Origin of the sequence: Flavobacterium melibiosi (assembly GCF_048158545.1) — a bacterium.
Lineage (GTDB): Bacteria > Bacteroidota > Bacteroidia > Flavobacteriales > Flavobacteriaceae > Flavobacterium > Flavobacterium melibiosi.
Map to the genome: position 1 here is coordinate 25,566 of NZ_JBLNKU010000012.1, position 14,120 is coordinate 39,685.

Sequence of the window (14,120 nt, forward strand, 5' to 3'; positions counted from 1 at the left end):
TTATCACAATTAAGAATGGCAAAAACAACAAAAACAGCACCTTTAGATAAAAAAAAAGATTCTAAAGCTGAGGAAAATAATCCATTAAAAATCACCAAACAACACAAAATTGTTTTTGGATCTCTTTTGGTATTGTTTTCAATAGCTTTACTATTTGCGTTTATTTCCTTTTTCATTTACGGGAAACAAGATCAAAGCGCTGTTAGAGAGTTAACTGACAGGGCTGAAATAGTTCAGAATTGGTTGGGAAAATTTGGTGCATTTTTAGCTGATTTACTTATTTATAGAGGTTTTGGAATTGCCGCATTTATATTCGTACGCTTATTTTTCCTTACCGGAATATACATGATTCTTGGTATTTCTTTAGGAAAACTCAAGAATATTTGGTTTTGGGATTTATTCGTGATTATTATCTTATCCGTTTTATTTGGATTTTTTGCCACTTCAGCACCTGAATTAGGAGGAACTATTGGATATGAATTGAATCTATTCCTGCAGGATTACATTGGAAAAACAGGGACATTATTGATTTTGTTATTCGGACTTATCATCTACATAATTTTCAAAATCAAACTTTCACCAGAAAGTATTCAGTCCTTTTTTGATACTACCAAAAAAGAAATGAAAGTAGTTCCAATCGCCAATCCGCTAAATAATGGGAAAAGTGGTTATAATTTGGAAGAATTTGCTCTTGTTGAGGAAGAACTGGACGGCATTCATTTAAAAACAAATGGATCACAATTCGAAATTAACAAAGAAGCGTTGAAACCTACCATCAGCAATTCATCTGATATCAATAGAGATCCGATTGTAAAACCTCTTGCTATGGAAGTTACGCCAGTTGCAACTCCAGAAGTTATTTCGAATGTTGACGAATCTTTTGTAATAGAAACGGCTCCGGAAGAAGATATTATCGAAGAAAATTTAGCGTCTCGATTGGTTGCTGATTTTGGATTATTCGACCCAACTTTGGATTTATCCAATTATAAATTCCCTACGATTGATTTATTAAAAGAATATTCAACTGGTGGAATTACCATCAACCAAGAAGAATTAGAAGAAAATAAAAACAGAATTGTAGATACACTTCGCAATTACAAAATAGAAATTGCACAGATAAAAGCGACCGTTGGACCATCGGTTACGTTATATGAAATTGTACCGGAAGCGGGAATTCGTATTTCTAAAATCAAGAGTTTAGAAGATGATATTGCGTTGTCACTTTCGGCATTAGGAATTCGTATCATTGCTCCTATTCCAGGAAAAGGAACCATAGGAATCGAGGTTCCCAATAAGAACCCAACAATGGTTTCAATGAAAAGTGTAATTGGCTCAGCCAAATTTCAGGAAGCCGAAATGGAATTACCAATCGCTCTTGGAAAAACAATTTCGAACGAAACTTTTGTGGTTGATTTAGCTAAAATGCCTCACTTATTGATGGCTGGTGCTACTGGACAAGGAAAGTCTGTTGGATTGAATGCTGTGCTGACTTCACTTTTGTACAAAAAACATCCAGCAGAAGTTAAATTTGTTTTGGTAGATCCTAAAAAAGTAGAGTTAACACTTTTTAATAAAATAGAAAGACATTATTTAGCCAAACTTCCAGACATGGATGATGCGATCATTACGGATAATGCAAAAGTAGTCAACACGTTGAATTCACTTTGTGTGGAAATGGACAACCGTTATTCTTTGTTGAAAGATGCAATGGTGCGTAACATCAAGGAATACAATGATAAATTTAAGGCTCGAAAACTTAATCCTGAAAACGGTCACCGATTTTTACCTTATATTGTTCTTGTTGTTGATGAGTTTGCCGATTTGATTATGACTGCCGGTAAAGAAGTCGAAGTTCCTATAGCCCGTTTAGCACAACTGGCGCGAGCCATTGGAATTCACTTAATTATAGCAACACAAAGACCATCTGTGAATGTAATTACAGGTTTGATAAAAGCCAATTTCCCTGCGAGAATAGCTTTTAGAGTTACCTCAAAAATTGATTCAAGAACTATTCTGGATACTCAGGGTGCGGATCAACTGATAGGACGCGGTGATATGCTTTATACCAATGGAAATGATGTGGTACGGGTACAATGTGCCTTTATCGACACTCCCGAAGTGGAGAAAATCACTGATTTTATAGGTTCACAAAAAGCATATGCAACGGCTTATTTACTTCCTGAGTTCGTTGGGGAGGAAAGTGGCATTAATCTTGATATGGATATCTCCGACAGAGATACTTTGTTTAGAGAAGCTGCTGAAATAATTGTAAATGCTCAACAAGGTTCGGCTTCATTGCTACAAAGAAAACTAAAATTGGGTTACAACAGAGCAGGTCGATTAATTGATCAACTCGAAGCAGCTGGTATTGTAGGTCCGTTTGAAGGAAGTAAAGCACGCAGTGTAAACATCCTGGACATGAGTTCTCTTGATCAATTTTTCAACAATGAACAAAACAATTAACATCATGAAATTAGAGATTCAAAAATTAAAGAAAAACAATATGGAAAGTATAGGAAAAAAGTTGGTTTTAATCACAACTTTATTACTTTTTAGTTTTTCAATACAGGCACAAGATAAGAAAGCTAAACTCCTTTTAGATCAAGTTACAGCAAAAGTTAAAAGTTATAATACTATTGTAATTGATTTTAAATATTCTTTAAATAACAGCAGAGAAAACATCAATCAGGATAGTAAAGGAAATGTAACCATGAAAGGAAATCAGTATGTTCTTAATTTTATGGGAGTTACCAAAATTTTTGACGGAAAAAAAACCTACACTATTGTTCCAGAAGACGAGGAAATTACGATTTCTACAGTTAATGAAAAAGACGATAACGCCATTACGCCTTCAAAAATGCTAACTTTTTTTAATTCTGGTTATAAATATTCCATGGATATTGTACAGGATATAAAAGGGCGAAAAATTCAATACATCAAGCTTGTCCCTACAAATGCAAAAGACCAAAGAAAAGAGGTATTATTGGGAATTGATGTACAAACCAAACATATCTATAATTTGATTGAAATGGGTAAAAAAGGTACAAAAACGACTTTAACCGTTAATTCTTTTAAAACCAACCAACCTTTGTCAAAAAATCAATTTACATTTGCGGAAAGTAAATATCCAAATTACTACATCAACAAATTAGATTAATCTATATAGGTGAAGATTCTTGACAAATACTTATTAAAAACATTTCTGACTACATTTACTACTGTATTTGTAATACTCTTTTTCATTTTTATACTTCAGACCGTTTGGCTATTCATATCTGAATTGGCTGGTAAAGACTTAGATTTATTAATGATTGTCAAGTTTTTGGGCTTTTCGATGCCTCGTATTATTCCTTTGGTTTTACCTTTGTCTGTACTTTTATCTTCCATAATGACTTTTGGAGATTTGTCTGAAAATTATGAATTGGCTGCCATGAAATCAGCTGGGGTTTCGCTAAAAAGAGCAATGAAAAGCCTAACTGTTTTTATCGTTATACTTGGATTCATCGCCTTTCTTTTTGCCAATAATGTGATTCCTTTTGCCGAATATAAATTTATCAATTTCAGAAAAAATATTGCTCAAGCCAAACCTGCTCTGGCAATTGCCGAAGGGCAGTTTAGCGATGTTGGATTTTATAATATTAAAGTCAATAAAAAATCCGGAGAAAACGGAAATTTCCTTACCGGTATAACTATCCACAAAAAATCAAATCTAGGTGACGGCAGCAAAACGGTTATCAAGGCTAAAAATGGAGAATTAATAAGTAGCGAAGAATCCAGTATTCTACAATTAGTGTTGAATGACGGCTACTATTATGAAGACATCGTTCCAAAAAAATATGAAGAAAGAAGCAAAATGCCGTTTGCAAAAAGTTCATTCAAAAAATACATTATCAATATCGATTTATCAAAATTGAATACAGTGGATGTAAATGATGAACAGATTGCAAATACCAACACGATGCTTACTGTAAATGAATTAAATTACACATTGGATTCATTACATAAAAATTTAAAAACGGATATCATTTCGTTTTCAGAAAACATGAATCAGCGCATTGTAATTCCAAAGGATAACAAAATACAACCGCTTAAAAAAAGCAAAATTCTTCCCAATAATATATTGTCAATATATAACAACGAGCAGAAATCAAAGATTTTAGATCTTGCCGTTAGTAACCTTTCCAGTACTAAATATTCGATTGATGCCAGTAATACTGAGTTTAAAAACAAACAAAAAAATATCAACAATCATTTACTTGCATTTTATGACAAATTTGTAATTGCATATGCCTGTTTCTTGATGTTTTTTATTGGAGCCCCTTTGGGTGCCATTATCAGAAAAGGCGGATTAGGACTTCCTATAATTTTTGCGGTTTTAATTTTCATTACTTTTCACTTTATAAATACTTTCGGTAAAAGAATTGCACAGGAAGACGGCCTCTCTCCATTTTTAGGAGCGTGGATGTCCTCCTTTATTCTATCACCGTTAGCTATTCTTTTGTCATACAGAGCTACAAACGATATCGGATTAATAAATATGGATGTTATTTTAGCACCATTCCAAAAAATATATAAAAAAATATTTCCAACACCAAATTAAACACCACTCATGGTTACAAATAAAATACATCTCAATACAATAGAAGAAGCGATTGAAGATATTCGACAAGGAAAAATCATTATTGTTGTTGATGATGAAGATCGAGAAAATGAAGGTGATTTCTTGGCTGCAGCCGAAAAAGTAACACCAGAAATGATTAATTTCATGGCTACACATGGCCGTGGATTGATATGTGCACCATTAACCGAAAGTCGCTGCAAAGAATTAGGACTGCATGTAATGGTTAGTAACAATACAGACCCTATGGAAACTGCTTTTACCGTTTCGGTAGATTTAAGAGGAAATGGAGTAACAACAGGGATATCAGCAGGAGATAGAGCAAAAACTATTTTATCTTTGGTTGATTCCAAAACAAAACCACACGATTTAGCACGACCAGGACATATATTCCCTCTTATTGCTAAACAAGGAGGTGTATTAAGAAGAACTGGACATACTGAAGCTGCAATTGATTTTGCGCGTCTGGCAGGCTTTAAATCAGCGGGAGTGATTGTAGAAATCATGAACGAGGACGGTTCGATGGCACGTTTACCGCAATTGGTAAAAGTGGCTAAAAAGTTCGATTTAAAATTAGTTTCCATCGAAGATTTAGTGGCTTACAGAATGCAACATGACAGTCTGATTGTAAAAAAAGAAGATTTTGATCTGGAAACCCGTTTTGGTACATTCAGGTTACGTGCTTACCAGCAAACCACCAATAAACAAATTCATATTGCTTTAACAAAAGGAACATGGAATTTGGGCGAAGCTATTTTAACAAGAATCAATTCCTCACAAGTAAATAATGATTTATTAGGTACATTGACCAATAATGCTGACCAACAACTTGATGATATGTTTAAAGTAATTAACGAGCAAGGAAAAGGTGCCGTTATTTTTATCAATCAGGATATGCAATCGGTTAATTTACTAAGTCGTATAACCGAACTTAAATTATTACAGAGTGAAGGTGTGATGAAAGCGCCTAAAATTGTTATCGACAGTAAAGATTTTGGTATCGGTGCTCAAATATTGCACGATATTGATATTTCAAAAATAAGATTGGTATCCAATACTGAAGGGACAAAACGTGTCGGAATGATTGGTTATGGACTGGAAATAACAGAATATGTAAAGTATTAAACCTATATTTCAATTTTTTGAAAAAATAAGTTTTGTCTAAAGCATAGAAAATGAAACATTTAAAAATTACCACCAAAAATAGATGCTTTTTTTATAAAAATAGATTTGCATAACCAAAAAAGGTTCTTATATTTGCACTCGCAATCAGATAATGAAAGCGACATACTGGAGAAATGGCAGAGCGGTCGAATGCGGCAGTCTTGAAAACTGTTGACTGTTACAGGTCCGGGGGTTCGAATCCCTCTTTCTCCGCCACATAAGGTTTCAAAAGAAACTTTAAAAGTCAAAAGCCTTTAAATACTAGTATTTAAAGGCTTTTTTGTTTTTTGTAATTTGTCAAAGAACACATATATTATCAAAGCACGGTGACCCTATAGGTGACCCTATTTTTTTTTCGCTAAAAAAGAAAAAAAAGGGTCACTAAAAAAAAAGAATTCCCCGGGAATTCCTTGAAAACACTAGACTCTTTCAGAAGTTTTAAATCAATTTGATTATTAATTTAAAATCTTGAGTTATGTTAAAAGTAATTTTTTATCTCAAATCCGGTAAATTCAACAAAAATGGCGAATCTCCAATTTTTGCCCGCATCTCGTACAACAAACAATCCATTACGATGTCCACGGGTAAATCAATCTTTAAGGAAAGGTGGCAGCTTACCGGCAACCTAAGAAATGTTCTTAAACTTGAAAAAGAAAAAATCATCAAGAATGCCCTGGACCTGTTCCTTCTCACCATGGAAAAGAAATTCAATGAACTCTTTAAGATTGATTCTGATGTTTCCCTGTTATTACTAAAAGATGAGTTTAACGGTACAACTAATGCAACAGAAAATAGTGTTGGCATTGTAGAAGTTATGGAAAGACATAACAAGTTCTTCCTGAAAAAGGTCGACACTGAAGAACGATCTAAAGCTTCCTATCAAAAATATGAGCGTTCCAAAGAATTAATTATCACCTTCATGAAAAAACACTACGGTGTAGAAGACATTTCTGTAACCCAAATTACCAGTGGCTACGTTTACAATCTCGAATCCTTTCTTAAGTATGAAAGCGAGTTTAAAGGCAAGACAGGTATACAAAACAACTCAGTGGTAAAATACATGAGAATGTACAAAACGGCATGTAATTACAGCGTCCGAATGAATGTAATAGATAAGAATCCATTTGACCTTTACGATGGCAAGATACATGTGACGGACTCTATATTTCTTACCCAAGAGGAATTAAATCTAATTGAAAATAAAAAATTCTCAGTTAAGCGTCTGGAGAAGGTAAAAGATGTATTCCTGTTTAGCTGTTATACGGGCTATGCACCCGTAGACGCTGCTAATCTTACCTCAACCAATATATATCAGGACAACAATGATAATTTTTGGATAATGACCAACAGAGCAAAAACCGGAATTAGAGCAAACGTTCCCGTTCTTCCTCCTACACTTACGATAATTAATAAATATAAGAATTTACAAATTGGGTTAATCCCCCAACTATCGAATCAAAAAATGAATGCCTATCTTAAGGAAATTGCAGCCGTTTGTGGGATTGACAAACATCTAACATGGTATGTAGCAAGGCATACATTTGCAACAACGGTCACTTTAGGAAATGGAGTTAGAATAGAGAATGTTTCGGCGATGATGGGTCATACCAATATTAAGCAGACACAACATTATGCTAAAGTGTTAGATGTAAATGTAATGGAAGACATGTCAAAATTAAAGCAGAAATACAGTTGATATATCGCATTGTACACAATTCAAATAAAGTATCATAAACGCAAAAAGGATTCCGAATCGGAATCCTTTTTGCATTTAATTGCTCAAACTTGACAATATAAAATTTGAATTCGAAAATTATTTAAAAAACTGTAATCCAGCTATATCATCGAATCTTCATTGCCCATTTTCATTGAGTATTTTTTCTATTTTGGTTGCCTCATACAAATAGATATCACCAAGTTTGGTATACGGCAGTATACCCGTCTGGCGGTATTTTATGATCGTATTATTCGATAGTCCAAATATTTTCTTTAAATCCTCATTCCTATAATATCGCAGCGCCGTTTTTACATCCTGCCCTCTGATCTTACCATCTATTTTTTCTAATCGAGTATACAAAGGATCCAACAATTGCTTAATTGCCGCGAGATAGGAAAATTTATTTTCTTTAGCTTGTTTAGTCATAATGAAAAATATTTAATATAATGAGGATTGAAAATAATTTGTTTTGGAATTACAAATGAGAAAAAAACTATCTAGCAGCAACTATCTCCTTTCGTTTTTGCAATATTTCAATAATTTTATCCAAAAAATTTAGCTGTTTTTCTCTATAGGTAAATCCCTTTGATTCAGAGAATTGCTTACTAATTGTATCAATGCCAACTTGAAATCCTAAATTTCCAGTATAGGTAAAGTTTCCTTCTACAAACTGCTGCATTTTACTTCTATTTCGCTTTTCATTTTTATGGTCAAAAAATAAAATAGTCTCATCCATAAGAATATAGAAAAATTGTGCCAAATCGCTCTTATTGAAATTTGAGCTGCATTTCTCTCCTAACAAATAATTTTTAGACCAATTATTATTTTGGTAGACACGATTCTTTTCTTTTAACAATAGTTCGATACATTCCATCTTCCCATATAACGTTTCCACTGCATCGGGAAGTTCTTCAATTGTAAACTTTTTCATAGCGCTGCTGCTTTTGAAATTTGACTTCCTAAATCAGATATAGAGTGGGGAAAATAAATGATACTCCCTTGGTTTCGCTTTCGAGTTGGCTCGTACTTAATGTAGCCATATTCATTTAATTCTCGCATACATTTATAATACGTTTTAGGTGAAGAAATCTTGGCTATTTCCATAATCTCATACCTGAAAGCTTGTATTGGATTAATAAAACCCCTATCCACTCTAAACTGCAATAGCGCAACATAAATACCAATATGCGTAATGCTAATTCGGTAATCATTCTCTATTGCTTTTAAGAAATCAGATAAGGGTTTTAATATTTCCATTGTACCTACATTGAATTAGACTGCTTTTTTCTTTTTTTTGCTTCCTGTGGGACTGCAGGTCCATCTTCATCAGCACTCTGGTTTTGTCTTTTACTATCCTGTTTAACAGACTTACCTTCTCCTTCAGATTGCTTCTCCTCTTTAGACTTACGGTTGTCAATACGTTTCATAGCGCCATCGTATGTATTGATGGTTTTGAATTGAGGATTAGCTTCAATATAGTGCTTGACCTCATTGCCCTCTTTTAAGAAAGTAGCAGATTGCAAGTTTCCTTTTTTTATGGAATCCATCAGATCTTCTTTAAATTTAGGATTTTCCAGTTCCTTGATTGGATGTTTGGACAATACAATTTCAAGATCGTAACCGTAATTCTGATGGTACTGATTTAACTTAAAGTTTCCGTTAGTATCGGCTTGTTTAAAATCCATCTGCACCCAGGCATTGTAGACTTCTCCTTCTTTATTAGTAAGGTCTTTGTTTACAGATCTCCCTTCCATTAGATTATAGGCTTCCTTCATGGTAATATTGCTTCCTTTATTGATATAAAAAGTCTGCTCCAAAGATTCTTTAGAATTGTCTTTTTGTAAATCCACCTTATAGGAATTAAAGAAATACATATCACTTTCTTTTGATTTCTTGAAATTTAATGTCGCGGCAGCAGTATCGTTACCATACTGAGCATTATAATTCAAAGTAAAATTGGGTTCCTCTTTTTGCATTTTGGCTTTCAATTCACTTTCCAGTCCTTCACCGAAACCGGTGTACTTAATCTGGTCTTTTAAGTATTCAAAATTTTTCTCGTTCATGACTATTTAATTTAAATGATTAATAACTATAGTTGGTTCAAAACAGTAACCTTTACAAGCTTTTTGTTCTTCACATGTAATTCCAAATGTCTGCCTCCATTCTTTTCCATTAGCTGTATGGTTAAATATTTCTTCTCAGGAATAGTAAATTTTGGCACAGCAAAAACAAATGTATTATCTGATTTCCCGTCAATTGTAGCTACATTATTAAGAATATGAATTGGTATAATTTCGATTTCCTGCGAAGCGGTTCGTTTTACCTTTTTATTGTCTCGAATGAAAAAGCGGAGCTGGTCAACATCATAATTTATTTTAGAGTTGTTTGCTACCAATATCCTGTAATACATCACATCATTTTGGATAAAAATTCCATTTAACTGAAATTTAATAGCATACTTATTTTCTTTTTCACCCCGTACCTTTTTCTTATCATAAAAAGCTAACTTGGAATATTGCTGTAGCTCCTGCTCGTTATTGCTTTCGGATGAAAAATAAATTTCCTGTGCTTCCTGTTTTGTCTTATTCATGGAGAGATTCAATTGAGGTGATCGCTCATCATAATTTAGAACATAAGAATACAATTTACCATCAGCAGTAACCACCGTAAGATTCGTTTGAATGAACCCTTGCTGTGCTGCCTTAATCTGCAATATATTTTCAAGTCCTTTAGCTTTCTGAACGAGTACATCCTGACTGCCCCGATCTACACTTTTAATGGCATATGGAAATACAATATTTGTAGTTTTTGAATACCCAATCGCCAAAGAATCTGGCTCAATCTCCGACAAACTGTTTTTACTTATTTGCTGTGCAAATACGCCGATGGTAAAGAGTAATACATACACCATAACCAATACATTGAAGTTTTTCATAGTTAGTAATTTTTAGTTTTTAATTGGAATCCTTTTGTTTTTGTTTTTCATCACGAAGCAACACCTGATAGCCCGCCTTTACTATCACTTTAACAAGCTTCACTTTTTTACTGAGCAGCGTTTTAGCCGCCTCAATTCCTACTCCAGCTGCTTGTGCTCCCCAAGAATCATCAAGAGTCGTTACGCCGAGAGTCTGCATCGAACGGTCTGCAGATTCTTTAGCTACATCTCGGTTAATTGCTCCTGGAATATAAATTCCACTGAGGCCGTCCATATCGTAAACCGATAGGTCAACCGGGAATAAGGAGTTATCATATCGCAGGCTATTTATCTTGATAATGAGCCTTTCCCCTTTTAGTGAAGCCATTCCAAACAAAAAATTATTCTTTGGAATCTTAACTCCATTAATAAAAATAGCATGAACAAGCCTCAGTTTTACTGTCGAACCATTTACAATAGTCTGCGTTTCATGGATCACTGCAGCTACTGCATTTTGATTATAGTCTATATTTGCAGGCTCATCTAAGGAATAAAATCCATTGCCTTTGGATTGCCCATCAACAGGATTTGTTGGCGTAATTTGCAAGGAAGAAATATTATCTTCCTTTGTTTTAGTACTGATAGCGAATACCTGTCCACGCTGCGCTTCGGAAACCTTTCTCAGTTTTTCCTGTACCCTGTCAGGATGCTGAATATCCAGTATGCTTTCAAGCATCCCGCTCAGCTGCTTCAATTCAGGATCTTGAGCTTCATTCTGACCATTCATAGACTGCATCGTTTCTTCCTCCCTCTCAACATCGTCGGAACGCATTGCACTTGTACCTCCCTTTGCATAGTTATTAAAATCGGGGCTTTGTGTTGGAGATGCAATTGGCTTATTGATAGCTCTTTGAAGTGCGTCCAACTTTTCATGAACCTTTTCCTCGTTTGGATCACGATACATAGCCGAGTTTAAGCCATTACTGCCTTTTCTAGAACTGCTCTGATTATAAGAAGTACCATTGGCAATTTGTGTTGAATCTCCATGAAAAGACTGGCTGAGATAGTTTGGGTCCTTCTTGATGAGTTCCTCAAGCTTAGTAGAGTCAAGCGCTGCCTGCTCATAGTAATTCATTTTATCCAACGCAATACCTTCCTTCAGGTTCGCATCCGGAAGCTTTATATTAAATCCTTTTTTTTCAACTAACGACGCATTAGCAGCATCCATTTTTCCTCCGCCTAGTGCCCAAAACATAATAGTGACAAATGGTAGCACCAATAGCGGCATTACCAAAAGTATCTTGCGCTGTCTGAGCATTTTTGGTGATTTCATTTTCTGTTCCATGATATTAATTTTTAAATTGTGAGTGATAATAATTTTCTGCTTTTGTAAGACTGTCCAGTAAACCAGAATGATGTTGCATGATACTATCCTGTAATTTTTTCCCATTCGGGCTGCGACCCAAACTATCGATATACATGCGAAAGTCTACAATTCGTTCATATTCGATTTTACTGATAGATGCATTGACCTTAACCAATTCATTCCCAGTTTCCTTAGGATTTGCTGGTTTTGTAATCGGTATAATAGTTATAGTACTGGTTGCAGTTTGCGAAAAACTGTCCACAATCACATAAATACTATAACCGCTCGTAAACAGGGTGAAACAGATCAGAATCACAATCCAACTTTTACGTGATAAATGTGCTGTCTTAAGTTCCAGCCAGTGCGCGCATTTATATTGCAGCCGAAGATTGGCTTCATCAAATTTCTGCAATAGATTTCCCTTAAAGTAATCAGCTTTAGCGTAGTCTTTTTTATTGTTTCTTTTAAATTGGAATAGCATATCAGTAAGTTTATTATTTACGGTTTTCGGTACTCAAATCCCTATTCTCGATCGTATTCCATCGCTCAACTAAAAAGCCATGCGGGTTATTATCACTGCGGGAAACATTCCGAAGATTTCCCTCTGTTATCAGGCTGCGGTGCGCCATACTGGTAGTTCTGATAATATTTTGAGTGGCATAACATCGGAAATGGTATGGATATTTATTGATGTCAATAGTAACACTATCCACCTGTATGGTCTGACTGATGTTTCCTGAAATTATACCAGAATAATACCCGCCCTCTTTTAAATCATCATAAATCCGTTTTGCACTCTCGTCTGCGAGGTAAAGTGCCTTGGTAACATTAGTCTTTATCACTTTATCATCCGGATCAAGGGTAAAGAATAACTTGTGAAAAGTCATCACATGATCCCTTGCCTCAACCGGTATATTGTCTTTTCTGTCTGAAGCATACGCTTCTAATGCTTTACCATTAGCCAGTATATAGACCTTATCCTGCATTTGTGATACCAGACTGAAACTCTTGTAAAGGGCAAAACAGCTTATGATGATACTTCCTCCAACCACCAACATTGTAAAGCCGCGAACATGCCGAAAAGCCGTGTCAATATTTTTCATTTTGCTAAACATAATGTGTTTTTTTAGCCGTTAAGAATTGCCTTTTAATTTGTCTCCCATATAACTATCCTTGTCTTTGAAGTAAGGAGCTGAACTACCTGTTCCGGACATACTTTGAGACATACGCCCTGCAGCATTGCCCATAGCATTCACGACCATACCTGCACCGGCAGCTGCAGTGTTAACAGCCGAAGTGCTAGAGCTGCTGAAGATACTGGTCACTTTTTGACCTAAAGCCCCACCACCACCTGCGTGTACGATATAGTTAGCGACCGAGGGAACAGTAAAATACCCTACAATCCCAATAATCATAAACACTAGATATGCCATGTCAGTTTTACTAAAAAAAGTATCTCCATAATCATTGACCTGTCCGATATCAAGTTGTAGCATCTTCTCTTGTATTTTTCCTATGATACTGCCAAAAATATTGGCTACCGGAAGCCATAGGTAAATATTTATGTAGCGTGCCAACCACACAGTAAGTGTATGTTGAAAACCATCAAAAACTGATATACCGAAAACTAGCGGTCCCAAAATAGAAAGCACTACAAGCTGGAAAGTCCGAAGGGTATCAATACAAAGTGCGGCCGCTTCAAAAAGAACCATTAAAACTTCACTCATCCATTCCTTAACTGAATTACGGAAATTGAATGAAGCCTTGGACATGGCAAACTTCACATCATTTCCTATTCCTTCAAAGATGCCTTCTTTAGAAGGGTCGGCATCATCATGCGTGTACTTATACCATTCGCCCCGGTCACCGTTTCCATCTGCACCAACATACATCTTCCACGCATCTGTATCCTTAATCGCTTCTTCCTTTTGTTGAAGCAGTAGTACAATAGCCTTATTTGAACCTTCGACCATAGAGGCAGTTGCAGTAACAGTAGGTTTCATAACACCATTAATCATATCCAATACTGATGGAAAAATCATAATGCAGAATCCAATCACAAAGGGACGGAAAAGCGGATAAAAATCGATCGGTTCTGCGCTAGCAATATGCCTCCAAACCCTGGAGGCAATGTACCAGATTGCTCCAAATCCTGCGATTCCCTGCCCAACTCCCAATAGGTTGCTGCATAAAGGCATCATCTCGTCGTATAATTGATCCAGCACGCCATGCAGACTGTTCATATCGTCCGCCAAACCCTGTGCTCGGCTTGCAATAGGCAATACCATCCCCGCGGTTGCAAATAATGCAACCTTGCTCTTCTTTATCATGTCATTACGTA

At 35.4% G+C, this 14,120-nt stretch carries 14 protein-coding genes and 1 tRNA gene; 6 read left to right on the forward strand and 9 right to left on the reverse strand.

Annotation, left to right across the window (positions count from 1 at the left end):
- The first annotated feature begins 15 nt into the window (after window positions 1–15).
- From ACM55F_RS14105 to ACM55F_RS14130, 6 genes are all read left to right on the forward strand, one after another.
- Window positions 16–2,463 carry a DNA translocase FtsK gene (locus tag ACM55F_RS14105; RefSeq protein WP_416854449.1) on the forward strand — a complete coding sequence of 816 codons (2,448 nt, stop codon included), beginning with the start codon at window positions 16–18 and terminating at the stop codon, window positions 2,461–2,463.
- Between the two features lie 4 nt (window positions 2,464–2,467).
- A complete protein-coding gene (gene lolA1 / locus ACM55F_RS14110) occupies window positions 2,468–3,157 on the forward strand; it encodes an outer membrane lipoprotein periplasmic chaperone LolA1 (protein ID WP_416854450.1) in 690 nt (229 codons plus the stop codon).
- 9 nt (window positions 3,158–3,166) lie between these two features.
- Entirely contained in the window at window positions 3,167–4,600 is a 1,434-nt protein-coding gene (locus ACM55F_RS14115; protein ID WP_416854451.1) for an LptF/LptG family permease, read from the forward strand.
- Between the two features lie 9 nt (window positions 4,601–4,609).
- Window positions 4,610–5,743 carry a 3,4-dihydroxy-2-butanone-4-phosphate synthase gene (ribB, locus tag ACM55F_RS14120; protein WP_416854452.1) on the forward strand — a complete coding sequence of 378 codons (1,134 nt, stop codon included), beginning with the start codon at window positions 4,610–4,612 and terminating at the stop codon, window positions 5,741–5,743.
- 167 nt (window positions 5,744–5,910) lie between these two features.
- Window positions 5,911–5,998: transfer RNA gene (locus tag ACM55F_RS14125), tRNA-Ser, on the forward strand.
- Window positions 5,999–6,257: 259 nt separating this feature from the next.
- Complete coding sequence (locus ACM55F_RS14130; RefSeq protein ID WP_416854453.1) at window positions 6,258–7,478, forward strand: site-specific integrase; 1,221 nt, start codon at window positions 6,258–6,260, stop codon at window positions 7,476–7,478.
- Between the two features lie 156 nt (window positions 7,479–7,634).
- Here the strand turns inward: ACM55F_RS14130 and ACM55F_RS14135 are convergent, their stop codons facing one another.
- The 9 genes from ACM55F_RS14135 to traJ form a co-directional block, all read right to left on the reverse strand.
- Window positions 7,635–7,925 carry a helix-turn-helix domain-containing protein gene (locus ACM55F_RS14135; RefSeq protein ID WP_416854454.1) on the reverse strand — a complete coding sequence of 97 codons (291 nt, stop codon included), beginning with the start codon at window positions 7,923–7,925 and terminating at the stop codon, window positions 7,635–7,637.
- Between the two features lie 67 nt (window positions 7,926–7,992).
- Window positions 7,993–8,430: a hypothetical protein gene (locus ACM55F_RS14140; protein ID WP_416854456.1), complete on the reverse strand. Its 438-nt coding sequence runs from the start codon at window positions 8,428–8,430 to the stop codon at window positions 7,993–7,995.
- Window positions 8,427–8,756, reverse strand: a complete 330-nt coding sequence (locus ACM55F_RS14145; RefSeq protein ID WP_416854457.1) for a hypothetical protein — start codon at window positions 8,754–8,756, stop codon at window positions 8,427–8,429. Before ACM55F_RS14145 ends, ACM55F_RS14140 begins: the two co-directional genes overlap by 4 nt.
- A gap of 5 nt (window positions 8,757–8,761) precedes the next feature.
- Complete coding sequence (locus tag ACM55F_RS14150; protein WP_416854458.1) at window positions 8,762–9,562, reverse strand: hypothetical protein; 801 nt, start codon at window positions 9,560–9,562, stop codon at window positions 8,762–8,764.
- Between the two features lie 26 nt (window positions 9,563–9,588).
- On the reverse strand, window positions 9,589–10,434 hold the full coding sequence (gene traN / locus ACM55F_RS14155; protein ID WP_416854459.1) for a conjugative transposon protein TraN: 846 nt from the start codon (window positions 10,432–10,434) through the stop codon (window positions 9,589–9,591).
- A gap of 19 nt (window positions 10,435–10,453) precedes the next feature.
- Window positions 10,454–11,758 carry a conjugative transposon protein TraM gene (traM, locus tag ACM55F_RS14160; protein WP_416854460.1) on the reverse strand — a complete coding sequence of 435 codons (1,305 nt, stop codon included), beginning with the start codon at window positions 11,756–11,758 and terminating at the stop codon, window positions 10,454–10,456.
- Window positions 11,759–11,762: 4 nt separating this feature from the next.
- Window positions 11,763–12,260 (reverse strand): hypothetical protein, encoded by a 498-nt coding sequence (locus ACM55F_RS14165; RefSeq protein WP_416854461.1) that lies wholly within the window; start codon window positions 12,258–12,260, stop codon window positions 11,763–11,765.
- A 13-nt stretch (window positions 12,261–12,273) separates the two neighbouring features.
- Window positions 12,274–12,882, reverse strand: a complete 609-nt coding sequence (traK, locus tag ACM55F_RS14170; protein WP_416854462.1) for a conjugative transposon protein TraK — start codon at window positions 12,880–12,882, stop codon at window positions 12,274–12,276.
- A 30-nt stretch (window positions 12,883–12,912) separates the two neighbouring features.
- A complete protein-coding gene (gene traJ / locus ACM55F_RS14175; RefSeq protein WP_416854463.1) occupies window positions 12,913–14,109 on the reverse strand; it encodes a conjugative transposon protein TraJ in 1,197 nt (398 codons plus the stop codon).
- Window positions 14,110–14,120 lie beyond the last annotated feature (11 nt).